The organism is Microbacterium sp. P5_E9, assembly GCF_054049175.1.
The window spans coordinates 1-24,675 of sequence record NZ_JBFUMV010000022.1 but is presented as its reverse complement, the minus strand read 5'-3'; the positions used below and the strand labels follow the sequence as shown (position 1 = coordinate 24,675).

27 protein-coding genes are annotated in these 24,675 nt (G+C 66.0%); 8 read left to right on the top strand and 19 right to left on the bottom strand.

From position 1 onward, the window contains the following. The 3 genes from ACXJ3V_RS18875 to ACXJ3V_RS18865 form a co-directional block, all read right to left on the bottom strand. Positions 1 to 909, bottom strand: a complete 909-nt coding sequence (locus ACXJ3V_RS18875; protein WP_457101887.1) for a carbohydrate ABC transporter permease — start codon at positions 907 to 909, stop codon at positions 1 to 3. A gap of 2 nt (positions 910 to 911) precedes the next feature. Further along, positions 912 to 1,796 (bottom strand): carbohydrate ABC transporter permease, encoded by an 885-nt coding sequence (locus tag ACXJ3V_RS18870; protein WP_457101886.1) that lies wholly within the window; start codon positions 1,794 to 1,796, stop codon positions 912 to 914. Between the two features lie 78 nt (positions 1,797 to 1,874). After that, positions 1,875 to 3,191 carry an ABC transporter substrate-binding protein gene (locus ACXJ3V_RS18865; RefSeq protein ID WP_457101885.1) on the bottom strand — a complete coding sequence of 439 codons (1,317 nt, stop codon included), beginning with the start codon at positions 3,189 to 3,191 and terminating at the stop codon, positions 1,875 to 1,877. 226 nt (positions 3,192 to 3,417) lie between these two features. Here ACXJ3V_RS18865 and ACXJ3V_RS18860 point away from each other — a divergent pair, with 226 nt between their 5' ends. After that, the gene (locus ACXJ3V_RS18860) at positions 3,418 to 4,425 is read left to right on the top strand and encodes a LacI family DNA-binding transcriptional regulator (RefSeq protein ID WP_457101884.1); all 1,008 of its coding nucleotides are present in this window, start codon (positions 3,418 to 3,420) and stop codon (positions 4,423 to 4,425) included. A 38-nt stretch (positions 4,426 to 4,463) separates the two neighbouring features. Here ACXJ3V_RS18860 and ACXJ3V_RS18855 read toward each other — a convergent pair whose 3' ends face one another. The 7 genes from ACXJ3V_RS18855 to ACXJ3V_RS18825 all read right to left on the bottom strand — a co-directional run bounded on the left by ACXJ3V_RS18855 (position 4,464) and on the right by ACXJ3V_RS18825 (position 11,738). Continuing rightward, positions 4,464 to 5,468, bottom strand: a complete 1,005-nt coding sequence (locus ACXJ3V_RS18855; RefSeq protein WP_457101929.1) for a fumarylacetoacetate hydrolase family protein — start codon at positions 5,466 to 5,468, stop codon at positions 4,464 to 4,466. Between the two features lie 37 nt (positions 5,469 to 5,505). Beyond that, positions 5,506 to 6,447, bottom strand: coding sequence for a C-terminal binding protein (locus ACXJ3V_RS18850; protein WP_457101883.1), 942 nt, complete (start codon positions 6,445 to 6,447; stop codon positions 5,506 to 5,508). After that, on the bottom strand, positions 6,444 to 7,742 hold the full coding sequence (eno, locus tag ACXJ3V_RS18845) for a phosphopyruvate hydratase (RefSeq protein WP_457101882.1): 1,299 nt from the start codon (positions 7,740 to 7,742) through the stop codon (positions 6,444 to 6,446). The genes ACXJ3V_RS18850 and eno overlap by 4 nt, the downstream gene beginning before the upstream one ends. Beyond that, on the bottom strand, positions 7,739 to 8,749 hold the full coding sequence (locus tag ACXJ3V_RS18840) for a phosphotransferase family protein (protein WP_457101881.1): 1,011 nt from the start codon (positions 8,747 to 8,749) through the stop codon (positions 7,739 to 7,741). The genes eno and ACXJ3V_RS18840 overlap by 4 nt, the downstream gene beginning before the upstream one ends. Then, positions 8,746 to 9,423: a fumarylacetoacetate hydrolase family protein gene (locus tag ACXJ3V_RS18835; RefSeq protein WP_457101880.1), complete on the bottom strand. Its 678-nt coding sequence runs from the start codon at positions 9,421 to 9,423 to the stop codon at positions 8,746 to 8,748. Before ACXJ3V_RS18835 ends, ACXJ3V_RS18840 begins: the two co-directional genes overlap by 4 nt. A 73-nt stretch (positions 9,424 to 9,496) precedes the next feature. Then, on the bottom strand, positions 9,497 to 10,630 hold the full coding sequence (locus tag ACXJ3V_RS18830; RefSeq protein WP_457101879.1) for an FAD-dependent monooxygenase: 1,134 nt from the start codon (positions 10,628 to 10,630) through the stop codon (positions 9,497 to 9,499). Between the two features lie 91 nt (positions 10,631 to 10,721). Beyond that, positions 10,722 to 11,738 carry a VOC family protein gene (locus tag ACXJ3V_RS18825; RefSeq protein WP_457101878.1) on the bottom strand — a complete coding sequence of 339 codons (1,017 nt, stop codon included), beginning with the start codon at positions 11,736 to 11,738 and terminating at the stop codon, positions 10,722 to 10,724. On the opposite strand from ACXJ3V_RS18825, the gene ACXJ3V_RS18820 reads away from it, so the two are divergent. Next, positions 11,731 to 12,840, top strand: a complete 1,110-nt coding sequence (locus ACXJ3V_RS18820; RefSeq protein WP_457101877.1) for a LysR family transcriptional regulator — start codon at positions 11,731 to 11,733, stop codon at positions 12,838 to 12,840. The genes ACXJ3V_RS18825 and ACXJ3V_RS18820 overlap by 8 nt on opposite strands. On the opposite strand, the gene ACXJ3V_RS18815 is transcribed toward ACXJ3V_RS18820, so the two are convergent. Next, positions 12,837 to 14,039 (bottom strand): cytochrome P450, encoded by a 1,203-nt coding sequence (locus ACXJ3V_RS18815; protein ID WP_457101876.1) that lies wholly within the window; start codon positions 14,037 to 14,039, stop codon positions 12,837 to 12,839. The genes ACXJ3V_RS18820 and ACXJ3V_RS18815 overlap by 4 nt on opposite strands. 9 nt (positions 14,040 to 14,048) lie before the next feature. Then, entirely contained in the window at positions 14,049 to 15,038 is a 990-nt protein-coding gene (locus ACXJ3V_RS18810; protein WP_457101875.1) for a PDR/VanB family oxidoreductase, read from the bottom strand. A 148-nt stretch (positions 15,039 to 15,186) separates the two neighbouring features. Between ACXJ3V_RS18810 and ACXJ3V_RS18805 the strand changes: the two genes are divergently transcribed. Next, positions 15,187 to 16,002: an IclR family transcriptional regulator gene (locus ACXJ3V_RS18805; RefSeq protein ID WP_457101874.1), complete on the top strand. Its 816-nt coding sequence runs from the start codon at positions 15,187 to 15,189 to the stop codon at positions 16,000 to 16,002. Between the two features lie 40 nt (positions 16,003 to 16,042). Here ACXJ3V_RS18805 and ACXJ3V_RS18800 read toward each other — a convergent pair whose 3' ends face one another. Further along, positions 16,043 to 17,056 (bottom strand): zinc-dependent alcohol dehydrogenase family protein, encoded by a 1,014-nt coding sequence (locus ACXJ3V_RS18800; RefSeq protein WP_457101873.1) that lies wholly within the window; start codon positions 17,054 to 17,056, stop codon positions 16,043 to 16,045. Positions 17,057 to 17,089: 33 nt separating this feature from the next. Next, positions 17,090 to 18,349 (bottom strand): multidrug effflux MFS transporter, encoded by a 1,260-nt coding sequence (locus ACXJ3V_RS18795; RefSeq protein WP_457101872.1) that lies wholly within the window; start codon positions 18,347 to 18,349, stop codon positions 17,090 to 17,092. A 101-nt stretch (positions 18,350 to 18,450) separates the two neighbouring features. On the opposite strand from ACXJ3V_RS18795, the gene ACXJ3V_RS18790 reads away from it, so the two are divergent. Beyond that, positions 18,451 to 19,323 (top strand): helix-turn-helix transcriptional regulator, encoded by an 873-nt coding sequence (locus tag ACXJ3V_RS18790; protein WP_457101871.1) that lies wholly within the window; start codon positions 18,451 to 18,453, stop codon positions 19,321 to 19,323. Positions 19,324 to 19,368: 45 nt separating this feature from the next. On the opposite strand, the gene ACXJ3V_RS18785 is transcribed toward ACXJ3V_RS18790, so the two are convergent. Continuing rightward, positions 19,369 to 19,797, bottom strand: coding sequence for a MarR family transcriptional regulator (locus ACXJ3V_RS18785; protein WP_457101870.1), 429 nt, complete (start codon positions 19,795 to 19,797; stop codon positions 19,369 to 19,371). Between the two features lie 156 nt (positions 19,798 to 19,953). Between ACXJ3V_RS18785 and ACXJ3V_RS18780 the strand changes: the two genes are divergently transcribed. Continuing rightward, positions 19,954 to 20,301 (top strand): DUF7882 family protein, encoded by a 348-nt coding sequence (locus ACXJ3V_RS18780; RefSeq protein WP_457101869.1) that lies wholly within the window; start codon positions 19,954 to 19,956, stop codon positions 20,299 to 20,301. Beyond that, positions 20,298 to 20,642 (top strand): peptide ABC transporter permease, encoded by a 345-nt coding sequence (locus ACXJ3V_RS18775; protein ID WP_457101868.1) that lies wholly within the window; start codon positions 20,298 to 20,300, stop codon positions 20,640 to 20,642. The genes ACXJ3V_RS18780 and ACXJ3V_RS18775 overlap by 4 nt, the downstream gene beginning before the upstream one ends. Positions 20,643 to 20,669: 27 nt before the next feature. Here the strand turns inward: ACXJ3V_RS18775 and ACXJ3V_RS18770 are convergent, their stop codons facing one another. Next, positions 20,670 to 21,029, bottom strand: a complete 360-nt coding sequence (locus ACXJ3V_RS18770; RefSeq protein WP_457101867.1) for a protein-L-isoaspartate carboxylmethyltransferase — start codon at positions 21,027 to 21,029, stop codon at positions 20,670 to 20,672. Between the two features lie 149 nt (positions 21,030 to 21,178). Next, entirely contained in the window at positions 21,179 to 21,997 is an 819-nt protein-coding gene (locus tag ACXJ3V_RS18765) for an alpha/beta hydrolase (protein WP_457101866.1), read from the bottom strand. Positions 21,998 to 22,437: 440 nt separating this feature from the next. On the opposite strand from ACXJ3V_RS18765, the gene ACXJ3V_RS18760 reads away from it, so the two are divergent. Then, on the top strand, positions 22,438 to 22,740 hold the full coding sequence (locus ACXJ3V_RS18760; protein WP_457101865.1) for a hypothetical protein: 303 nt from the start codon (positions 22,438 to 22,440) through the stop codon (positions 22,738 to 22,740). Between the two features lie 34 nt (positions 22,741 to 22,774). Here the strand turns inward: ACXJ3V_RS18760 and ACXJ3V_RS18755 are convergent, their stop codons facing one another. Further along, positions 22,775 to 23,179 (bottom strand): hypothetical protein, encoded by a 405-nt coding sequence (locus ACXJ3V_RS18755; protein WP_457101864.1) that lies wholly within the window; start codon positions 23,177 to 23,179, stop codon positions 22,775 to 22,777. Positions 23,180 to 23,306: 127 nt separating this feature from the next. Here ACXJ3V_RS18755 and ACXJ3V_RS18750 point away from each other — a divergent pair, with 127 nt between their 5' ends. Then, positions 23,307 to 24,338: a LacI family DNA-binding transcriptional regulator gene (locus ACXJ3V_RS18750; protein ID WP_457101863.1), complete on the top strand. Its 1,032-nt coding sequence runs from the start codon at positions 23,307 to 23,309 to the stop codon at positions 24,336 to 24,338. On the opposite strand, the gene ACXJ3V_RS18745 is transcribed toward ACXJ3V_RS18750, so the two are convergent. Beyond that, positions 24,339 to 24,675 (bottom strand): aldo/keto reductase (locus ACXJ3V_RS18745; RefSeq protein ID WP_457101862.1); only part of this gene is annotated, 337 nt, incomplete at its 5' end.

Below are 24,675 nucleotides of genomic sequence, written 5' to 3'. Positions count from 1 at the left end.
TCAGCCCTTGACCGATCCGGCCGTGAGGCCCTTCATGACCTGCTGGTTGAGGAACAGGTAGATCAGCAGCGTCCCGAACACACTCACCGCGATCGCCGCAAAGGTCGGACCGTACTGCACCGCGCCATATTCCCCGGTGAAGTTGAGCAGCCCCACCTGGATGGTGCGCAGTTCGCTGCTCGTCGTGAACGTCAACGCGACCAGCAGGTCATTCCAGAGGAAGAAGAACTGCACGAGTCCGACGGTGAACAGAGCGTTGCGCACCAGGGGAACGCCGACCGACCAGAACATGCGGAAGATGTTCGCGCCATCCAGCGTCGCCGCCTCGAAGATCTYGCGCGGCACCGCCCGGAAGAACGTCGCCATCATGAACACCGTCAGTGGCAGACCTGTGGCCACATAGGTGATGATGAGCGGCCAGAACGTGCCGGTGAGGTGCAGCCGGAAGTAGATGGTGAACAGCGGAAGCAGGATCATCTGCGTCGGCACCATGATGCCGATGAGGAAGAGCAGCAGGACCGTCGCCTTGCCCTTCCACATCATCACCTCGAGCGCGAAGCCGGCGGCCACTCCCAGAAGCAGGATGAGCGCAAGGGAGGGGAAGACGACCAGGATGCTGTTGCGCACGTAGGTGCCGAAGTTGCCCGTCGTGAAGACCTCGATGTAGTTGTCGAGCGACCACTTGTCGGGGAGCGCCCAGAACGGGGCGTTGAGGAACTCGTCCTGCGTCTTGAACGAGCCCAGGAACATCCACACCATCGGGTAGATCACGATGATGAGGAGGAGGCTGATGAGGAGCCATCCGGGGATGCGACTGAGCGTCTTGCGCAGCGAGCGGCGTCGTCGCGGTGGGGCTTCGTGGATGTCGGGCAGATCCTTGCCCGTAATGAATGCGGTCGTGGCGGACATGGTCACTCCTTGCTGAGATCGCGACGCGTCGATCGGAAGATGACGATGGTGAACAGCAGGCAGAGGATCGTCAGCATGAGCGCGATCGTGCTGCCATAGCCGTAGTCGCCGTACGCGAATGACGTGCGGAACATGTAGAGCGTGAGCGGTGTGGTGGCGTTGCCGGGCCCTCCCGCAGTGAGGGCGATGACGGTGTCGAACACCTTGAGGGTTCCGTTGATGCTGAAGATGATGCTCGAAAGCAGCACCGGAAGGCTCAGCGGGATGATGATCGTCCGGATGAGCTTCCAGCCAGACGCGCCGTCGATGCGGGCGGACTCGATGAGCTCCTCCGGGATGTCGACGAGTCCCGCGTAGAGCAGGACGGCGTAGAAGCCCATCGAGCGCCAGAGGTCCATCAGGATGACGATCCAGAAGGACGCCGCCGGCATCCCGAACCAGTCGATCGAGTCTCCGCCCAGCAGCATGATGAGTGAGTTGACCGGCCCTGTCGTGGGAGCGGCCTCGAAGAGTCGCTGGAAGAGCAGCGCGATCGCGACGGTGGGCAGGACGACAGGGAAGAACACGATGGTGCGCACGAGCCCCGAGCCCTTCCGAAGCCAGAACACGTAGAGCAGCGAGAGCCCGTAGCCGAGAGCGACCTGGAGGGCGGTGAGGATGACGGCGTACTTGAGGGTGAAGAAGACCGCGTCCCACGCCGCCGGATCCTGGAAGAACTTGACGAAGTTTCCGAATCCGTTGAAGGTGAACCCGACGATCGGGTTGCCGTCCTGCACCGTGTAGTAGAGCGACCACACGATCGGGACGAGCATGACCAGCGAGTAGATGAGCAGCGCAGGGCCGAGCAGGATCAGGATGGCGCGTTTGTCGCCGAGCACCTTTTGCATAACCGGGTGACTCCTATGTCGTGGGTGGCCCCGAGGGGGACGCGGCGAGCAGCTGCGCCCCCCTCGGGCCTGGTTCGATCAGCCTTCGTCGTTGGCCGACTGGACCAGCTGCATGAAGTCGGCGCCGCTGACGGAGCCGTTGGCAAGTGCACCGCCGTTGGTCTGGCTGATGCTCGTTCCCTTCGAGGTGAACAGCGCTTCGAACCACAGCACGCTCGAGGGCGCGTTCTGGATCGTGTCCTGGACGATCTGCGTGGTCGGGGCGAGGTCGGTCGGCGCATCGCTCAGCGTGAAGCCCGAGACGACGCCGGAGTCCGCGAGGACGGTGTCGCCGTAGTTGTTCACGATGCAGTCGATCCACGCCTTGGTGTCGGCGTCGGCGCCCTTCTCCGAGAACATCACCGGGATGCCGACGTTGGCGGGCACCTCGTCGATGCTGCCCGCGCCGCCCTCGACCGCCGGGAATGGTGCGAAGCCGACGTTGTCGGCACCGATCTTGTTCTGCTCCGGGTCGTTGAAGTTCGCGAGAGCCCAGCTGCCCATGTAGAAGAACGCGGCGTTGCCGGTCAGGAACTGGTTCATCGCGGCGTTGTAGTCGACCGATCCGACGGCGTCCCCGAAGTATCCGGCCTTGCCCAGTTCTGCGACGGCGTCGGCCGCCGCGACATACTCGGGATCGGTCAGCGAGGCATCCCCGTCGGCGACCTTCTGCAGCGCGTCAGCGCCGAGGTCGCGGAAGATGTAGTCGCCCACGAGGCGCGTGACGGGCCAGCCGTCCTTGCCCGCCGCCGAGAACGGCTGGATGCCGGCGCTCTTGAGCGTCGCCGCCGCGTCAACCAGGGCGTCCCACGTCTCGGGCACCTCGATGCCGTTGTCCGCGAGGAGCTCCTTGTTGTACCAGAAGCCCTCGATGTTGAACTCGGTGGGCAGGGCGTAGAGATCGCCGCCGCCATAGAGAGCCTTGATCGTCGACTCCGCCGCGGGGAGGATCGCGTCCGACGCGCCCAGCTCGTCCAGGGTCTCGGTGAGGTTGAGCACCTGCCCGGCGTCGATGAAGTCCTGCATGAGGGAGGGCGTGCCTGCCGCCATCTGCATGTCGGACAGTCCGTCCTGGCTCGCGAGCAGCTGGAGCTGCTGGTCCCACTGGGTTCCGGCGATGCTGTCGGCCTTCAGGGGTGCCGCGGCGTTTGCATCGACACAGGCGTCACCGGCGAGAGTCTCGAGCGTTGCGATGATCGTGGTGTTCTCGGTCTGGCCGAGATACGTGAACTCGCCGGTGCCGGCGGCCGACCCCGAGTCGGCGGCACCCGAGCACGCCGTGAGGGCGAGAGCGCCGACACCGACAAGTGCTGCGACCGGGATGAGGCGCCGAACGCGCCCTGCTGCAGTGGTCACTATTCCTCCTTGAATGCGACGCCTCGTTTTGAAGCGCTTCATTTGACATGGTGCCACAGCGATCGGATAGCGTCAAACGCGTGACCAATCCGTTATGAAGCGCTTCAATGTCATCCCTCAGTCGATCGTCCGCCATAATGCTCAGAGAGCGGATTCATCGCTCGGCCCCCGCCCGGAGGACTTCATCGCCGTCGATCCACAAGGAAGCTCACGCTCACAGCCGAGCATGAGCGATGTGGCGCGGCATGCGGGAGTCGCGCTCGGCACCGTGTCGAACACGCTCAACAATCCGGAGAAGGTCTCGGAGCACACCCGCCGCAAGGTGCTCGGCGCGATCGCCGAGCTCGGCTTCGTCCGCAACGACGCCGCGCGATCCCTCGCTGCAGGCAGCAGCACGACCATCGGGCTGGTCCTCGCAGACCTCGGCAACTCCTTCTTCGTCGACATCGCCCGCGGCGTCGAGCAGGCCATGCGCCGCCGCGGTTTCGACGTGCTCATCGCGAACTCCGAGATCGACCGCGACCGTGAAGTGCGCAACCTGGAGCTCTTCGAACGGTCACGGGTCGCCGGCATCCTGCTCGCCCCCCTCGACACTCCTCTCGCGCATTCCGGGGTGCTGCCGATCCGCTCCACCCCGACGGTGCTCGTCAACTTCACGTCCGCGACGAACGCCTACTCGTCTGTCGCGGTTGACGAGCAGCGCGGCGGAGCACTTGCCGCGTCGCACGTGCTCGATCGCGGTGCGCGACGGGTGCTCTTCGTCGGCGGACCCCTTACCCTCACCGCTGTGGGCGATCGTCACAGAGGCGCATCAGCCGAGGTCGACCGTGTTCCCGACGCCCACCTCGAGGTGCTCGAGACGCGGGGGCTCAACATCCGCCACGGCCGGCAGGCCGCGCAGCTCATCGTCGAGCGCGGCGCCGGAACATACGACGCCATCGTTGCGGCATCCGATCTGCTCGCGATCGGCCTCGTGCAGGTGCTGGCAGACCTGCCCGGATTCTCGGTTCCCGGCGACATCGCAGTGACGGGCTACGACAACAACCACTTCGCGTCCGAGAGCGCAATCCCGATCTCGACGGTCAGTCAGCCCGGCGAGGAGATGGGCCGCACCGCCGCCGACCTCCTCCTGGAGAAGATCGCGAATCCCGGAGTCGCCAACCGGTCGGTCGTGCTGTCGCCGCATCTGGTGCCGCGGCGCTCCACGCTGGGCGACGCCTGGTGGCGGGACTGACCCCCGAAACTTCCTGACATGTCCTTGATGCTGTTCGTCTACCGCGAGGGAGCGACGCATCGATTGGTCTGAGTGCCGAGGCCAGTGATGGTTGCTTCAATAACATCGCCGGGACGCAGCCATCGGTTCCCGTGGTGGCCGGCGTTGCCTGCGGGTGATCCGGTCAGGATCATGTCACCGACCGACAGGCAGGCGCGGTGAGATGCGTAGCTGACGCACGCCTCAACACCACGGATGATGTCGCTGACCGACTCGTCTTGCATGATTTCGCCATTGACCCGAAGGGTGAGTTGCAGACGGCGGTAGTCCTGCACGAATCGAGCCGGAAGGATTATGGGCCCAGTAGGGAAATAGGTGGGACCGTTCTTGGACGTCAGGAAGTCGGTAAGAGGCATACCCGGTCGGGACATGACGTCACGCACCGTGAGGTCATTGCTCATCACATACCCGGCGACGTGACTCATCGCATCCTCGGGCGAGACGCGGTGTATCGAATGCTGGAGGATAACCCCGAGTTCGATCTCCCAGTCGTGCTGCTCGCCGGGAGACCACAGGACGATGTCATCGCGTGCGCCGGAGACTGCGGATGGCAGACCCACGAACATGAAGGGGTCAGAATGCGTCTGGCGCTCCACCGTCTGGAGCGCGAGATCTCGAAGCTCTTCATCTGACCGCAGGTCACCCGAGTTCCGGAAGGTGCTGACCACGATCTGCTGAACGTGACGTCGATAGTTCGCTCCCGCACAGAGGATCTGTCCGACAGGCTGTACGGGCGGCAGAATCTCGACGTCGGCAATAGAGCGCCCCTGGGGCTGGGTCGAGACGAACTCCGCCAGCGAATCCAGGCATGCGTCCCAGTCGCTGAGGAGGTCGCGCAGGGTCGCATCACGCCCGACCACCGGCCTGGCGTCGTACACCGTGTTGTCACGCACCACTCCCGGGAATGCGCCGTCGGAATCGACAAAGGTGCCGACTCCAAACGCATCGGTCGAGACAGGTGGGGCATCATGATCGGTCATGGCGTTGTCCTTCGCTTCGAGCACGTCATCCAAGCGTTTTTATCCTCAGGGGCTTGCGTAGTCATTGGTTCACGACGCTGGCCGGTGTCCTGCCCGTCAGGACGTCGACCACGCTTTGCGCCGCCTGCTCAGCCAGTGAGGCGATCGACTCCCGCGACGAGAAGGCCGTGTGTGGGGTGGCGAGCAGGCGCGCCTGCGCGAGCAGGGGGTGTCCAGGTGGAAGGATTTCCGGCTCGAACACGTCGATTCCTGCTCCGGCGATCCACCCGAGCTTCAGTGCACGCTCCAGGGCCCCCGGGTCGACGACGGCTCCGCGTGCGGTGTTGATCAAGTAGGCGTCGGGTTGCATCGCCCGCAGGAAGTCGTCATTGACCATGTGGGCGGTAGCCGGCGTGAGAGGTACGTGCAGCGACACGTAGTCGGATTGGCCGAGCAGCTCGAACAGCGAAGGGTCGCCGAGGTGAGGCGAACGCGGGTGGTGGATCAGCACCCGCATGCCGAGAGCCTCGCAGCGTTCGGCGAGCGCGGAGCCGATGCGGCCCCCGCCGACAATTCCTACTGTCCGCCCGCGAATGCGTCGGGTACCGAGATCTGCTCGGAGTCGCCAGTCGTTGTCCCTGACAGCGCGATCGTAGGTAGGAAGGCCTMGTTCGAGGGCGAAGATCATCGCGAGCACGTGCTCCGCTACTTCGTCGACGCAGTATGCCGGGACGTTCGTGACCGGTATCCCAAGGTGGGTGGCGGCGTCGACAGAGATGTTGTCGACGCCGACGCCGTAGCGGGCAACGACTTTCAAAGTCGCGGCGGCGGCATCGATGACCGCGGGGGTGACGTGCGCAAAGCACGTCATGATCGCCGATACGCCCTCGGCGAGCCGTACGAGGGTGTGCTCGTCACCGTTCGGAGCTTCGATGACCTCCGCGTCGAGCTCCGAGAGCACTCGCCGTTCCACTGCGGTGTCCGGCCAGGTGTAGTCGGTGATCAGAATCTTGGGTGCGCTCATTGTCCTGCTCCTCCGCCGAGGGCGGCGCGGCCGGCGAACACGGCAAGGTCGCCCAGTTGCTGTTCGATGCGGGTGAGCTGGTTGTACTTGGCGAGTCGCTCGGATTGCGTGACGCAGCCGATCTTTATCTGCCCGCCGGCCCAGCCGACGGCGAGGTCGGCGAGCGCGGGATCCTCCGTCTCGCCGGATCGCGCCGAGATGATCGTCGCCCATCCCTCGGCTTTCGCCTGGACGACGACCTCGAGCGTCTCCGAGATGGTTCCGATCTGGTTCATCTTCACGAGGACGGCGTTGGCGGAGTGCTCGCTGATGCCACGAGCGAGACGCTTGGTATTCGTGGTGAACAGATCGTCGCCGATGACCTGGATACGGGTTCCGAGCCGCTCTACCAGGGCGGGCCAGTGTTCCCAATCGTCCTCGGCGAGGCCGTCTTCGATGGACAGGATCGGATGCCGGTCCACCATGCCCTCCAGGAGGTCGATGACGTCGGTGGCAGTGAGATCTCGGCCCTCGCTGGCCAGGTGGTAGACATCGCGGGTCTCGTCATAGAAATGGGATGCGGCAACGTCAAGTGCGTACCCGATGTCTTCGCCGAGGCGAAGTCCTGCCGACTCCACGGCAGCGTCCAGTATTTCGAGAGCTTCTTCATGGCCGGAGAGAGCGGGGCCGTACCCGCCTTCATCGGCACGCAGCAGCGAGTAGCCTCGGCGGCTGAGAACTTCGGCGGTGGCCGCGTGGACATCGCTGATCCAGTCGAGCGCCTGACTGTAGCGCTCCGCGCCGACGGGGATGATGAGGAAGTCCTGGAAGTCCAACTGCTTCCCTGCGTGCAGGCCACCGCTGATGATGTTCACCATCGGCATGGGCAATGTCACATCGCGGCCTCCGGAGAGGTGCCGCCAGAGTGGCCGGCCGGCGACGATGCTCTCCGCGCGAACTACGGCGAGGGACGTCGCCAAGATGGCGTTGGCCCCCAGTCGGCTCTTGTCCTCCGTTCCGTCCAGATCGATCAGGGCGCGATCGACTTGATGGCCGTCGACGGGCATGCCCTCGAGACGGCGAGAGATCTCGGTGCTGATGGAGTTCGCCGCCTGCCGCACCCCTTTTCCTCGATGGCGTTGCGGATCACCGTCGCGGCGTTCGACTGCTTCATGGCGTCCGGTTGAGGCACCTGAAGGGACACTGGCGATGACGGAACGCCCGTCACTCAGGCGCACCTCCGCCTCGACAGTCGGGCGACCACGCGAATCGAGGATCTCGCGTCCGATCACAGAATCGATGTAGTGGGTGGTCATTGGGTCCCTCCGAGGGTGTGGAGCGCGCGTGCGACGCTCTCGTGGATCGGGGTGTCGACATCACTCGTGAGCAGATCCTTGGCGGCTGCCCGAACGCTGGGTGCGTGGGCGCCCAGATACTCGACCTGAGATTTGCCATCCGCCCGGGCGAGCAGCAGACAGCCGAGCGCAACGCGCACGTCACTCTCGGCGGCGGGCTCACCGGCGGTGTTCTGATAGGCACTCCAGAAGGTGGCTGCCAAGGTGGCGAGGTCATCGACGCGCGACGGCAGCACGAGGCTCTTCAACACAAGATGGGTGAGTAGAAATGCCGGGTCGAATGCCGCATGGCCGAGGTGGGCGACCTCGAGGTCGATGATGAAAACCCGGTCGGGGTACGCCAGCAGATTCTTCGGCGCGAAATCCCCCAGCGTGAGTACGTCACGGGCGGCTACGAGCTGGTCGGCATGTCGGGTGATGATGTCAGCAACGTCAGGATTCTTCGCGGCGGCCGTCAGGTGGTACGGCTGGATTCGACCCTGGACAAGCGGCATCCGATCGTCGAAGTCCGCGAGCAACTCGCGATCCGATCGCGAGGCGGTCTGGATGTGGCCGAGGATTGCGCCTGCCGCGCCGGCGGTACCGGGGTCGAGTTCGCCGCGCATCAGCAGTGCCTTCCAGACCTCGCCGGGCGGAGGGGCCATCGTCATCGCGAACGCGAAGTGCTCGTCGTCGACCGCGAGAACCTCGGGCACGTGACCAGGGATGATCGTCGACAGGTAGGAGATTGCCTTTCGCTCCGTGACAACGCGGGCTCGGTCGAACTCCCACTTCTCTGCCACCCGAAGTTCGGGAAGGGACTGTTTGACCACCGCACTTCGGTCGCCCGAGTGGACGGCGAGCACGACATTGGAGATGCCCCCTGACAATCCCTTCGCGCGCACGCCACGTATTGAGGGGATCACTCCGTGCGCGTACGCCCAGGCAATGACACTCTCCTCATCGAGCAAGTCGGTCGCGCTCGTCATGACGTTCTCAACGAGACGACACCCAGTCGCCCGAGGTCGGCGAGGTAGTCCTGCCCGGCCACGACGGGTATCGGTGCGACAAGCGAGCCGGTCATCACCAGCTGTCCAGATTCGACTGCCTCTCCGGCGGCCGCGACGGCACGCGCCGCATGAGCGATCACGGTGGCAATGCCGCCGATGGCGTCCGTTGCACGCTTGCGATGCGCCACCGTACGCGCCCCGGCAATGATCGTGACCGGCAGCGCACCCTGAAGAGCCTCGAGAGGATCGAGGGGTGCGCCCAGTACGATCGCGCGGTGGTAGATGTTCGCCTGGAGAATGGCTGGAACATCGTCGAGGGTCCCGGTGACATCTACGAGTTCGAACGCCGGCATCGCCTCGGCGATGGCGTCGATGACACTCTCGGGGGTTTCGTCGCCGGTGAGTCGCCGTCCGATCCGCACCGCGATCTCCGGCTCGAGACGAGGGTCCACCCAGTCCGCGACCGAGACGGTCGTCCCTGAGGACAGCTGTCCCTCTCGGACCAGGCGCCCGACAAGGGCGCCCTGCAGGTGGAGCGTGTCGATCGCGCCGGGGCCCCCGAGGCCCGCCTTCCAGCCGATCAGGTGGCCGGGCGCCGACTCGGCCGATGCCACATGCGCATCGAGCGCGAGCCGGCTCCCGCTCCCCGTCATCGTCCTTGCGCCCTTTTGGGACGAGCGTGCCCGTAGTTGTCCAGTGATCGGAGGGACATATCGGCCAGGACATTCATGCCGGTTGCGCCATCTTCTGCGCCAGCCCGAAGATGAGACCACCGGCGTCTGCGTCGCGGTCGCCGTCGATCTGCCATTGGCCGAGCTGGACGGACGCCTCCACGACGGCCTGCGCGCGAGGCACCCTGCGCTGGTGGAAGTCATCCCACAGCTGCTGGTCGAGAGAGTCGCGACCGAGCAGCAGTTCCGTGAGCACCATCGCATCCTCGAGCGCTTGAGCGGCGCCCTGCGCGATCGTGGGCGGGCAGCTGTGCGCGGCGTCGCCAATGAGGACGACGCGGCCACGGTTCCATGGCGCGGGCACGAGGTGCTGAGTGAACCAGGTGTAATGCGCGTGTGCACCCGCTTCGAGGTCGGCCCGAATCGAGTCCCACGGTCCCTGGTAGGCGCGCGACTCGTCGATCATGATGCGCATGGCTTCCTCGTCCGAGACTCCGACGCGGTCCTGAGCGGCTTCGACGAGGAACGCGTACATCGTGTCATCGCCGGTCGGGGTGTAGCCGGCGATGTAGACCGGTCCGCCATAGAACAGCTCGGAGGAGTTGACCTCGGGAGGGCGTGAGACGAAGGAACGCCACGCCCCCATCCCGGTCGGCTGTGGCTTCACCTCGATGCCGATCAGATCACGTACGACGGAGTTGAGTCCGTCGGCGCCGATCAGGAGGTCGTAGACGCCGACTGACACATCGTCGACGAACACTTCCACTCCGTCGCCGGTCACCTCCACACGGGTCACACTCGCGCCGAATCGGACGGTCGTCCCGGCTGCGAGGGTGTGAGACAGGAGCACTCCGGCGAGCTCGGGGCGGTAGACGCCGAACGTGCCTGGGTAGTCTGGGCCGCCGTTCTTCATTTCGGGGAGCTGTTGCAGAATCGGTGCGCCCGGACCAGGGAGCCGCAAAGTGAGGCCATCGACGGCGGCACCAAGCGGGAGCAGATCCTGCCAGACACCTATCTGATCGAGGGCACGCAGTGCGTTTCCCTGCAGGGTGATGCCCGAGCCGAGCGCGCTGAGCTCGGGCTTGGACTCGAAGATGTCCACGTGTACGCCCGCCTTGGCGAGTGCGATGGCGGCGGCCATGCCGGCTACTCCGCATCCTGCGATGGCGACCTTGTTGACTGCGGTCATGTCAGAACCTCCTCGTTCTGGTTGGTTGGTGGTGTGGTTCCCCGGAAGGCCCGCGCGAGTGGCCTTCCCCGTGCTGGGGCGTGGGCCCGAGTCAGCCTCGGCCATGCTGGGCGTACGGGTTGACGAGGGCTTCCCGGATCTCCTCGGGCACCCCCTCCTCGGTCGCGCTGGGGCCGTCAGCTGCTGGGAAAGACTCCGTCATCGACATCGGCATGGCGCTGTTGCGGTAGAAGTTGTTCGAGCCGAGCGACGGCTTCCAGGTGTTGGGCTCCCAGTCCGGCACGTAGTTGCGATAGCCGCCTGTGTTGAGCTCGATGCGCAGGCTTGACGGCTCCCGGTAGTAGAGGAAGCTCTGCTCGCCGATACCGTGCACCGAGGGGCCGTACTCGATGGGGTGACCGTTCTCCATCAGCGTGTCCGCGGCGATGAGCAGTTCTTCCCGAGTGTCTACCCAGAACGCGACATGGTTGAACCGACCGGGCATCGTCGAGCCGTCGAGCACGACGCCAAGATCGTGAGACTTCTCGTTCGTCGTCAGCACCGAGAACACCGAGAGCGGCGCTTCGTCAAGCACGGTGCGAGCCATGAACCGGAAGCCGAGGACGTCCCGGTACCACTCGGTGAACGCATCGACGTTGCTCGCGGCGATCGTGATGTGGTCCAGCTGACGCGGCGCGCCGGCGACTTTGGACCGCTTCTCGGGGCGATCGGAGTAGATCGACGCTGAAGCGGCCGAGGGCTGGTGACGGGCGACGTCCCAGTGCAGCGTCAGGCTGTGTCCCCACGGCCCGATGAACCGGTACGCACGACCAAGCCCGGGGTCTTCGAACCACTCACCGACCACCCCCGCCGCCTCAACTCGCTTGGCGGCTTCCTCGAGCGCGGTAGGGCTGGAAGTGCGCCACCCCATGGTTGCCAGCGACGGCGCGTCCCCGGCCACGATCACCAGGGAGTACTTGTAGTAGTCACCCCAACAGCGCAGGTACACGGCGTCGTCGGTTCGGTCGACGACGGTCAGCCCCACGTGGTCTTCGTAGAACTTCACAGACGCATCGACGTCCGGCGACGTGATCGTCACGAACGACAGGTGGGCAAGAAGCTTGATCATCATCGATCCTTTCCTCGAGCCCGCGGTGGCTCGTTCTGACAGGATCCGTCAGTTCAGGGGTATAAAGGAAGATGAGATTTGGCATAGCCGATATCCAACGACGTTATATCCACGGGGGTTCGCGATGTCCGACGTTCCGAAGCTTTCGCGACTGGACCTGAACCTTCTCTTGGCACTCGACGCACTGATCACCGAGCGGAGTGTCAGCCGAGCGGCCGAGCGCCTGGGGCTGAGCCAGCCGGCGCTGAGCGCCTCGTTGCGGCGCATCCGGATCCAGTTCTCAGACCCGATCCTGGTGCGTCGAGGGAACTCCTTCGATCTGACGCCGCTGGCTTCCCGCCTCGCACCTCATGCGGCGATCGCACTTGAGGGTGCACGGCGGGTGTTCGCGATCCAAGCGGAGTGGAGTCCGCAGCACTCCACTCGCGAGTTCACCTTCTATGGATCCGACTACGCACTGAGCACCATTGGGCCAATGGTTGCGCGAGCCGCCGCCGCAGAGGCGCCAGACGTGCGATTGCGATTCCAACTGCACAGCCCCGACATCGTGGACGACGCTCGATCACGACTTCGGTCCGCCGATGGCATCGTTCTTCCGCATGGATTCCTCAACGCGCTGCCCTATCAAGACCTCTGGCATGACACCTGGACGATCGTCGCTTCGGCAGACAACGGGGCGGTACGCCAGGGGCTGACCGTCGAGGATCTGTCGACGGCTTACTGGGTCTACACGTACCAGTCACGATCGGCGTTCACCCTCATCTCTCGCCAGCTCCAGAATCTGGGTATCGAGCCGGCGGTCGATCTGGTGGTCGAGAGCTTCCTGGCAATGGCGGATTTCATCGTCGGCACCCCGCGGCTCGCCTTGGTTCAGAGTCGGCTTGCGGAACGGTTCGTCCGACTGGGAGGCCTCGTCGCCGTGGCTCCACCGTTCGATTCCACACCGGTGCTGACCGCGCTCTGGTGGCATCCGCTGTTCAGCAATGATCCGGAGCACGAGTGGATGCGTGGGTTGTTTGCGCGGGCCGCTGCCGAGCTCGAGGCGACTCCGCCGGCATTGGACGGCAAGACCCAGGCGGATGCTCAGCCGAGGAGGGCCTAAGCGGAGAATCGCAGCGGAATCCGCTCCCATCCGCGGAGTGTGTTGTTCAGATGGCGCACCGGCGCGCCCGCCAGCTCGATCGTTTCGATACGGTCCAGCAGCGCGTCGAGGACCGTGACGGCCTCCAAGCGGGCGACATGCTGCCCGACGCACTGATGAATGCCCATCCCGAAGCCGACGTGGCCGGAGGGATCGCGATCAAGGTCGAAGCGATCCGGAACGCTCCATCGCCGAGGGTCCCGGTTCGCGGCGCCGAGGAACATCAGCACCTTCCGCTCGGCTGGAATCGATACTCCGGCGATCTCGATGGGAGCGGTCGTGGTGCGGAAGAAGGTCTGCACCGGGGATTCCCAACGTACGGCCTCTTCGAATGCTCGGGGCAGCAGCGAGCGGTCAGCGCGCAGTCGTTCCCATGCCCCTGGGGTGGTGGCCACCGCGTGCAGGAGGGACGCGATGCCGGTCACCGTGGTGTCCACGCCGGCAGTCAGCAGCGAGCGCACGACCAGAGGGGCTTGTTCGTGGGTGATCTCGCCTCGATCGGCCGCGCCCCAGATCTGCGAACCGAAGCCGTGATCATCCAGGTTCTCGCGGCGGCACTGCTCGCCGATCCACGCGATCGTCGGGGCGATGTTCTCCCCAGCGCGCTGGAGGAGGTCGTTCTGAGGGCCGAAGGCGTTGAAGGCGAAGTCGCCGTAGGGCAGCAGGTGCTCCCGACCACTCTTCCCGATGCCGACCGCGTCCGGAAAGACGCGCAGGGGGAAGACCTCAGCGAGATCCGTCACGCCATCGAATTCGGGACCTCCTGCCAGGAGTTCATCGACGACAGCGACGGCATCCGTGCGCCACTGCTCCTCCAGGGCGCGCAGTCGTCGGGCAGACAGCAGTGCGGTGAGGACCGCGCGCGGGGCGTCGTGCCGCGGAGGGTCTGCCTCGAGCAGCAGGCTCGGGGGGCGCCAGGGCTTCTCATGCCGAAAGTTGGCCAGTCCCGCGCCCGCACCCGATTGGAGCGACTGCCAGTCGGTCAGCGCCTGGTGGACCTCGGCGTATCGGGCGACGGCGAAGACGTCGTAGGCGTCTAGGTAGACGACTGGCCCGAGTTCCCGCAGCGCTTCCTGGTGCGGGAGCGGATCGGCGAGGAACTCCGCCGAGAACGGGTCGATGTTACTGTGCGGCGCTTCCGCCGTGGTCACGAGGCTCATGTGATCTCCTTACAGGTCCAGCACGATTCGGTCTCCGGCACACCGCGATACGCAGGGGAATATGCACGTGCCCTCGGCGCGCTCGCGATCATCCAGGAGTGTGTCGCGATGATCGGGAGTGCCTTCGAGGACGGCCGTTTCGCAGGTGCCGCAGACGCCCTGGGCGCACGAGTTGAGGATGTCGACACCGCTACGTCGAAGAGCCGCGATGATGGATTCCCCGGGAGCGACCGTTTCGGTGACACCGGATCTCGCAGCGTGCACCTGGAAAGGCATCGACGGACCTGCGAGGGCTGCCGCCGACGCGGTGAACCGCTCCGTTCTGGGAGGAAGTCCAGGACCACTGGATCCCCAGGACTCGATTTCATCGAGGAGTCGCTCCGGTCCGCACGCATAGACGCGGGTCGAGGGATCCTCCGGGCGCCAAGCACTCAGATCAGCGCGACCCACCTCGTCCGCGAACTGAAACTGCACGCGGTCGCCGTGCGGGTCGAGCTCGCTCAGATACGCAAGCCGATCGCGAGAGCGCCCGAGGTAGAGCAGACGCCAGGGGATGTCGAGCATCTCCGCTTGCCGGATCATCGGCAGCATCGGGGTGATGCCGATGCCACCAGCCACGAACAGGTACCTCGCGGCCGGAGCCAATCGGAAGTTGTTGCGCGGACCCCCGAAGCCGAGGATGTCGCCTTCGTTCACGTCGTCGTGCAGTGCGGCGGACCCGCCGCGTCCCTCCGGCTCGCGTTGTACGGCGATCCGGTAGGCGAGGGCATCCCAGCGGTCACCGCAGAGCGAATACTGCCGCGTCACGCCATCCGGGAGAACGACGTCGATGTGCGCGCCTGGGGCCMAGTCCGGGAGGCGCGACCCATCGGGGCGTGCGAGCGTGAACTCCACGACTTCATCGGTGAGACGACGTTTGTCGACGACCACCACGGCTCCGCGTGCGTTCACCGGTGTCGAAGCCACACCGATCGCGGGGGCGAGTGGCGTCCTGATCATCACGGCCTCCTTGCCGCTCACGCGATCCTCTGTGATCGCAATCTCACGTTAGGCAAGCCGCAGTACTGTGGGTCTGCGATATTCGCATGATGCGAAAGGGGAAGCCGTGGCGCGGAGATCGGCTGGGGAGTCCACTCTTCACCGGCACATGCGCGTTCTCAGCGCGTTCACCTCGCTGCAGCCCTTTCTGACCCTCAGCGAGCTCGCCCGCGCCACGACGATGACGCCCTCCACACTGCACCGCCTGCTCGGCGACCTGGAGAACGAGGGGCTTGTGGAGCGGATGCCGGACCGCACGTATCGCCTCGGCCTGCGACTGTGGGAGCTCGCAGCGCATACGCCCGGGGCACCCGGACTTCGCGAAATTGCCCGATCCTGGCTCGCGGCAGCGCACACCCGCATCCGTCAGCACGCCCAACTCGGCGTGCTCGCGGGAACGGACGTGCTGTTCATCGACCGCCTGTCGCATCCTGACGGCGTCGTCAACACCGTCCTGATCGGCGGACGCCTCCCCCTGTATGCATCATCCAGCGGTCTCGTTCTCCTCGCGCACGCACCCCGCACCACCCTCGACGACGTCCTGGCAGCGGGGCTTCACGCCTACACACCCCACACGATCCGCACGAGATCGCAACTCGAAGCTGCGCTGCAACGCGCCCGTATCGACGGCTACGCGGTGAGCGAGGGCCACATCCATGAGGAGTCCCGCGGGGTCGCCGTACCAGTCAGAGGTCCGGACTCCTCGGTATACGCAGCACTCGGCGCCGTCGTTCCGAACGACGGAAGCTCACCACTGCCGATTGTCGAAGTCCTCGCCATCGCGGCCAAGGGAATCGAGCGCGGTCTTCGAGACGCCTACTCCGCAAACCCGTCAACGCCAGAGAGCCAGCCGCTGCCCGGCGTGAGCGCGAGGTCATGGGACTACATGACCCGGTTGCGGTACCGGGAGCAGCTTGGCGAGTGACCAGCACGTCGCCCGCTGAGGCGGGGTCACCTCGCTCTGTTCAGACGGTGAGGAGCACTTTGGTGGCGCGGCGTTCGTCCATCGCCTTGTACCCGTCGGCGGCCCGGTCGAGAGGGAGCGTGAGGTCGAAGACCTTTCCGGGGTCGATCTTGCGGTCCCAGATCAGCTGGATGAGCTGGGGCAGGAAGCGGCGCACGGGTGCGGGGCCGCCGTGGAGGTGCACACCGGAGAAGAACAGTTCGAGGCCGGGCAGTGTGACGTCGTGCGAGACGCCGACATAGCCGACGTGTCCTCCGGGGCGGGTGGCGCGGACAGCCTGCATCATTGACTCCTGGGTGCCGACCGCCTCGATCACGCTATGGGCGCCGAGCCCGTCCGTGAGCGCCTTGATCTTCGCCACACCCGCGTCACCGCGCTCCACGACGATGTCGGTCGCGCCGAATTCGCGGGCCAGCGCCTGCCGGTCGGCGTGGCGGCTCATCGCGATGATCCGCTCCGCACCCAGTTCCTTGGCGGCGAGGATGCCGAGCAAGCCGACCGCGCCGTCTCCGACGACCGCGACCGTCTTGCCGGGGCCGGCTTCGGCGGCGACGGCGGCGAACCAGCCTGTTCCGAGCACATCGGATGCGGCGAGCAGCGACGGGATCAGGTCGGCGTCAGGCAGGCCAGGGGTTGCGACGAGGGTTCCGTCGGCGAACGGGATCCGGGCGTACTCGGCCTGGGTGCCGTCCAGCCCGGTGGCGTGCACGCAGCGTGACTGGTAGCCGGCCTGGCAGATCTCGCAGGTGTTGTCTGAGGCGAAGAACGAGCCGACCACGAAGTCGCCGACGTGCAGCGACGTCACGTCCGCGCCGATCTCTGTGACGATGCCGACGTACTCGTGGCCCATGGGTGTGTCCGCCACCGGATCAGTGCCGCGGTATGGCCAGAGGTCTGAGCCGCAGATGCAGGACGCGGTGATGCGGATGATCGCGTCGGTGGATTCGATGATGACCGGGTTGGTTCGGTCCTCGACGCGGACGTCGCCGGGGGCGTGCATGATGACTCCACGCATGGGGTCTCCTTCTTGAGTGCGGACGGGTGGCGGTCAGTGCATTGCCGCGAGCGCTGACTGCGCTGCTGCCGAGGGCGGTTGCTGCGTGCGGGATGGCCCGGCGATCAATGTCGCGTAGGCGATCGTGGCGAGCGCGATCGAGGTGGCGGTGACGAGACCGAGCGGGAGGATGCTGGTCGCGCCGGCGATGCCGACGAGCGGCGCTGCGATGGCGCCGAATGCGAAACGCGCCATTCCCAGCAGCGACGATGCGGTGCCCGCGATCTGCGGGTACTCCGCGAGCGCCAGCGTGGTGGTGGGCGGAGTGGTGACGGCGACGCCGCTCACCATGATGAAGAGCGAGGCGTTCACCACGACGACCGGGACCATGGTGAGGCCCGCCAGGAGGAGCCCACCCGCTCCGAGTCCGCACATGACGATACCGACGACGAGCGTGCCGCGGATGCTCCACCGCTCGGCGGTGCGGGCGGCGAGGAAGCCGAACACCATGAACCCGGCGGAGTTGAGCCCGAACGCGATGGCGTACTGCTGCGGCGAGTACCCGTAGATGCCCTGCAGCACGAAGGTGGCGCCGGCGAGGTAGGCGAACACGGCGGCGTTCGCGAGTCCGGTGACGAGCACGGCGCCGACGAAGACCTGGTCGGAGAGCAGCACGCGGAAGTCACGGCCGGTCTGCCGGAATCCGCCCGACGTGCGCCGGCTCGCCGGAAGTGTCTCCCGGAAACCGAGCAGGGTCGCGAGCAGGATGACTGCGCCGATCGCCGCGAGGAAGAGGAACAGCCCCCGCCAGTCGGCGACGGTCGCCAGCATCCCGCCGATGAGCGGTCCGACGATGGCCGCGAGGCCGGCGAGCACGGTGAGCCGCCCATAGAAGCGGATCAGTGCGCCACCGGAGTACAGGTCGCGTCCCGCGGCCTGCGCGATGACGATTCCGACGCCACCGGCGAGGCCCTGCACCACGCGGGCGACGATGAGCAGTTCGATGCTCGGGCTCACCGCGCACATCGCCGATGTCACCACGTACGCGACCAGCCCGACCAGCAGCGGGACGCGACGGCCGAACCGGTCCGAGAGCGGCCCGGCGATGAGCTGCCCGAGCGCGAGCCCGATCAGGCACGCGGTCACGGTCAGCTGCGCGACGGAGGTCGCGGCATCCAACTCGACTGTGAGGGCCGGCAGCACCGGCAGATACAGGTCCATCGAGATCGGCCCGAAGACCGTGAGCAGGAGCAGCAGCGTCGGGACGAATCTGCCGATCGCGGGCCGGACGGGGGTGAGGGATGTCGGGGGCATGACACCCACACAACCGCGTTCCACGCGAGTGAGGGAGTTCCTGATGAGAGGTGTACCAGCAGGGCACCCCTCGCTCGGATGGGCCGACCTACGATGGCGGCATGGACAACCGAGCCGAGGTGCGCGAATTCCTGATGTCGCGACGCGCGAAGGTGACCCCCGACGCGGCCGGCTTTCCGAGCGGCGCCAATCGACGCGTCGCCGGGCTGCGCCGCACCGAGGTGGCCACCCTCGCCGGCGTGAGTGTCGAGTACTACGCCAAGCTCGAGCGCGGCGCGATTGCCGGCGCATCTGCATCCGTACTCGACGCCATCGCGCGCGCGCTCCAGCTCGATGACACCGAACGCGCCCACCTGTTCGACCTCGCCCGTGCCGCCGACGGCATCCCTTCGTCCGGTCGTCCCCGACGTCGTGCCGCGAAGGCGGCCACGCCGCGGCCGAGCCTGCAGTGGGCGTTGTCGGCGATCACCGACGGCGTCGCGTTCGTCCGCGATCAGCACCAGGACGTGCTCGCCACCAATGCGCTGGGGCGTGCGTTCTACGCACCCCTCATCGGTGACGGTGGGCGCACCCCGAACCTTGCCCGGTTCCAGTTCCTTGACCCCGCCTCCCATGACTTCTACCCCGACTGGGACCTGTTCGCCGAGATGTGCGTCGCGATCATGCGCGCAGAAGCCGGCCGCGACCCGCACGACAAAGGACTCCAGGACCTCGTCGGCGAACTCTCCACCCGCAGCGATGTCTTCCGGCGGCTATGGGGTGCGCACGACGTTCGAACCCACGGTGCAGGCACGAAGCGGTTCATCCACCCGATCATCGGCGAGGTGATCCTCGCGTACGAGGAACTCGTCATCACCGCCGAACCAGGTCAGGTGCTGATGATCTACACCGCCGAACCAGGGTCGCCCTCAGCCGAGCGGCTCAGACTCCTCGCCTCATGGAGCACCCCACAGGTGGTCGAGACTTCTTCCTGATGCGCCGCAGGACCGCGGCCTCCGGGCTGCACGCGAGGCGTGGTCCTATTCGGCTGCGATCGAGTCCGCCGCCTCGGTGAGGCCTGCGAGGAACCTCTCGACCGCGCCGCGCTCATCGTCAGTCAACTCAGCGGCCAGGCGTGCGAGGCGGCGATCGTACTCTTCGACGGTTGCGGAGAGCCGAGCTTCGGCCTCCGGAGTGGTGGAGATGAGGATGCTGCGCCGATCCGTCGGGTGGCTGAGACGCTGGAGCGAGCCGCCCCGCTCCAGGCGATCGAGGAGCGCCGTGGTCGAGGCTGACGAGATTCCAAGGTGGCGGGCGATCTCGGTCGGCTTGACATCTCGACCTTCACGCCGGGCGTAGAGCAGGTACTGGACTACCCGCAGCTCGTTGTCGCCCATCCCTGTGGCCGCGCGCACCCTTTCATGCCAGGCCGCGTCGGCGCTGCGGAAGCTGCGGTACGCAGCGACCACGGAGTCACTGTCCGTGACAGTCGCGGTCTCGTTCATATCGCCCCCCGGACTTCTCAGAAGTCAACAATACACGAATCAATAAAAGTAGTTTGACTAGCGATTCATGATGTGTGTAATCTCGCTAGCAAGTTGCTTCACCGAGCGAAAGACAAGGAAATGGGACGTCTCTACTACGGCATCGGCACCGACCCGATCGAGATGCCGGACCGCACTCTCACTCACCTTCGCGTGCTGGCCACGACAAAGCTCCGGCGTTCCGAGAGCTTCTCCGTCAGCTGGCGGCACCCCGACGGCGTGCCCGGCGGCCGCTCCACGATCTGGCTGCACTGCTCGATACCGCTGCGGTTCGAGTTGGACTCGGCCGAGGCGGAGAAACTCGACCGCGACTACCTGGAGCAGATGGCCAAGGCGGCGAGCTCATCCAGCGGCTTGACCATCGACCTCGGCGAGCCCGACGAGCTTCCGGTGCCCATCGTCCGCTCGCTGCTGGAGCGTGCAGCGTGAGCGCTCCCGCTGTGTCATCCCACCCGCTCATGATCCCGCCTGCGGTGCGATGGAATGAGGTGCAGCCGGGATTGCGCGTCGGCACGCGTAACGGCGAGTACCTCGGGTTCGTCGAGTCGACGGCCCACGGCACGTTCGTCGCCGTCGATGGCCACTCGACGCCCGTCGGCCGCTACTACTCGCTGCGCGAGGCTCAGCGGGCCGTGCTCGAGGTCAAGCGAATGGGCACGCGCCGATCCCGCGCCTCCGCTGAGCTGATGGCACGCCGGCTTGCGACATCGTCCGGTCTTGTCGCCGCGACACTCATGGTCAGCGCAGGGGCGCTCTACTTGACGGGATGACCGGATGGGGAGGGGTCCCCCTCCGGCTCAGCGCGCCGAACCCGCCGCCTTCATCTGGAGTGCAACGTCGGTCTTGACCTGCAGATGCTCGCAGATGCGCGAGATGAGGGATAGATCTGCGGCGAGCTGGGCGACGCCGGCGAAGTCGAGATCGAAGCTCTCACGACGGGCCTCGAAGGTGACGAGCCAGTGCGGCGCGCCATCGCGCATTGCGGGCTGGATATAAGTGAGGGTCGACGCGTTGCGCAGCGACACCACCACCAACCCGGAATCGGGTCCAGCCGTGAAATCCTTGTCGAGCACCGATACTTCGATGTGCGTGTTGGCGTTGGACTCGAGGAACTCGCGCACCCAGCCGTCCACTGTCGCCTGATCGCGGTAAGGCATGTGATCACCGTGGTGCTTCCTGTGCCGGGCATAGGGAGGCACTGATCTATTTTACGCGACGGCGGCACCACCTGATGCGCCCCTGTGAGGGGCGCCACGCGAGAGGGGGCGGGACGCGGCCCCGCCCCCTCTTCGTCGACTGCCCGGCGCTACTTCGCTGCGTTCAGGATCATCTGAGTGACGACATCCGGATTGCTGATCATCGCGACGTGCGAGCTGTCGATTTCGATGGTCGTCGATCCGGCGCGAGCCGCCATCGCCCGTTCGGCCTCCGGCGGGATGGTGTGGTCCCCACCAGCGACCAGGTACCAGCTCGGGATGGTCTCCCAGGCAGGCGCACCGGACGGGGTCAGGAGTGTCGGGAGGGCGGCGGGACGCTGCGAGGCGGCCAAGACGGCCGCCTGCTTCTTGGCGAGGTCGCCGGCGAACAGATCGCGGAAGAACGCCGGATCAATGTAGGCGTCGAGGTCCGTCGCGCCCGGGCCGAACGGACGGAAGATCAGATGATCGGCGAAGTCGTTGTGGCCACCGCCGAGCGCATTGGCAGCCAGCACATTCTCGTCCGCGGCCAATGCGTAGGCGGCGATGTACACGAGCGACTTCACATTCGGGTTCCCGGTTGCGGCGTTCGTGATGACGGCGCCGCCGTAGGAATGCCCGACGAGGACGATATCGCCGGGGATCGTGGCGAGCACGGTCTTCAGATAGTCGGAGTCCGCGGTGAGACCGCGCAGCGGATTGGCCGGAGCGATCACCGTGAACCCCTTCTTCTGCAGACGCTCGGTGACGCCGTTCCATCCCGACGCATCCGCGAACGCGCCGTGCACCAGCACCACCGTGGGCAGCGATTCAGGTGGTGCCGCCTTGTCCTGTGCGGAGGCCGGCAAGGCGACCGAGAGGGCAGTGAGTACAGCAGCGCCGGCGAGGGCGAGGGTCCAGCGCAGAGCGTGCCGACCGTTGACGGGCATGATGTTCAAAATCGTCCAACTCCCTAGTTCGTCGATGAGTTCGGTGATGCGAGTGCGCAGTCGGTGGACCTGCGATCTGTGGGGAACGCTACGGGCGTACGCACACCGCGACATCCGTCGCGCATACCTAGGTTTGCGCGACGCTCCGCTGGGAGAAGCGACTCATTGGCGTGCTGCAGCGCCGGGAGCGGCTACCGACGCGGGTGCCCGCCGGCCTCGGCGTCATCACCATCCGTAGCTGCGCGGCCGCCTCACCCGCTCCCATGATCCGCACGGTTTGGCCGAGCCCGCGCGATAGCCGTGGCTCGCGACGCCGAGAACCACATTCGGACTGAGACACACGCTGAGGAGGGCGATGAAGCAGGCAAGAGGCGACCGCGCTGGAATACTCTCGACCACCACGGAGCGGCGACAGCCGCACAATAGCTAGCCTGAGGACCATGGAGGACTGGGAAGAGGACGCGGCGGAGCAGCTCGAGCGGCTGACGCATTCCCCGATGGCGGATGCGATGCGCGGCACGATCCGGATCCTCTCGCTGTCGGCCCCGAAGCCCCGGGGCCGCTACCAGACGTGCGAGATGACGCTCCAGCTCGAAGCCCCTGAACTGAAGCCGGAGACCCTCGAGACCGAAGTCGTCCTCGACCGCAGGTACTGGCCGGCCGTAGGCACGGTCCTGCGCGCACGCATCTCGCGGCGGAAGCCCCGCATGCTCGACGTCGACTGGGAGGCGCTCGCCCACTGACCTGCCCGGGCGATCCCGCTCGGGCGAGGAGAAGTCAATCGAGATCGATACCGCTGCGTCGGGCGAGTGTGACGAGGAGGCGCGCCTGAAAGTCGGCGTCGGTCGCTGCGGGGTGCGGAGTCTGCGCGCGACGGTGATGCCAGTACCCACCGGTGGCGGGCCTGACATCGGGATCGGTCGCCAGCCAGGTCTGGGTTCGGTGGCCCTCGACGAGATCGTCCGGCGCAGCCGCACCGCCCATACGAGTGGGAACCCAGCCCGGGTCGACGGCGTGACTGGTCGTGTCGGGCCATCGATCAGCAAGAGCCTGACCGAGCGTCGTCACCCACAATTTCGTGTCGCTGTAGGTCGCAGTCGCGGATGCCAGTCGATCGAGGTCGACGGAGCCGCCGCGGTGCATCGAACTGCTGAGATAGATCAGGCGCGCAGGTTTGAGCATCGCCGCCGTCAGCACATAGGGCTGTAGGGCGCGGAAGGCGAGCAGTGGGTGGCGCGTACACGGGTGACCAAAGCTTCGCCTGGCTACTCTGCTAGATTCGGTTCTGGTAGCGCAATCAGGACGATGAGTGGAGGTAGTTGTGGCTCGGCGCGACGCGACGACAACTCCCCGACGGCCCACGTTGGGTGACGTCGCCGAACTTGCTGGCGTTTCGCCCATGACCGCTTCTCGCGCGCTCAATAACGAGCGCTACGTAAGCGAGGGCGCTGCCTCCAAGGTTCGGGAGGCGGCGCTGCAACTCGGCTTCGTCCCTCATCACGGAGCGCGTAGTCTCGCCACGAATCGCGCTGACACGATCGGGCTCGTCGTTCCAATGGCCGGTGAACAGTTCTTCGCCGACCCGAATATTGCCCCGATTCTGGCCGGTGCGAGCGCCGAATTGGCGGAACTCGGTTCGCAGCTGATCGTGCTGATAGCGGGCAACGATTACCAAGCCGACAAGGTCCGACAGTTCGTCCTCGCACGTCACGTAGACGGCGTTGTGATCATTTCACCGGAGATCATCCCGGATGTTGTGACAGACCTGATCCGCGCCGGCGTTCCGCTCGCAGCCACCGGCACCATCCTCGAACGACCCGGTTTGGACGTGGTCGATGTCGACACAGCGAGCGCGCTCCGTCGTGCCACTGATCATCTCTTGACTCGCGGAGCGCAGCGCACGGTACTCATCGCGGGGGCTTCGGGCGAGCCATCGACCAATCTGCAGATCGCCGCGTACACCGAGGCCACCAACGGTGGGCGCACGGCTGTTGAGCATGGAGACTACTCCGAGGCGTCTGGCCGGAGCGCGATGCACCGAGTTCTGGAACGTATCCCCGAAGTTGATGGTGTCCTGGTGGTGAGTGATGTGATGGCACGGGGGGCTGTGCAGGCGATCCTCGACTCTGGTCGCCGCGTTCCTGATGACATCAGAGTCATCGGCTATGACGATTCGAGCGTCGCACTGGGTGGATCTCCCACCCTGACCACCGTGCGGGTTCCGTTCGCCCGGATCGGCGGCACGATGGCCCGGCTCGTGCTCGAGAGGGCCGACGATCCGAGCCTGCCACCGCGGCGGCTCACGCTGGACACTGAACTGGTTGTGCGAGAGTCCACCTGATCACCACGCGTACGCTTCGGGAGCCGGCCCGCCGGGTCCTGGCCATATGGCATCAAGACGCGCGGTGATGTCGTCCGGAATCTGCAGATCGGGTGCGCTGAGCAGGTCGCGCAGTTGGTCAGGATTGCGCGGGCCTACGATCGCCGAGGTCATGCCCGGTCGAGAGAGCACCCAGGCGACGGCTAGGTTGCCCAGGCTCACACCCAACCCATCTGCGATCGCCCTCGTCTCTTGCAACGCTGCCTCGTGCTGCTTGGAGCGGGAGTCGAATGCGGGGTCATTGCTTCGGCGCCCGCCGTCGGTCACGGAGGCGAGGAGACCTCCTGCCAGCGGACTC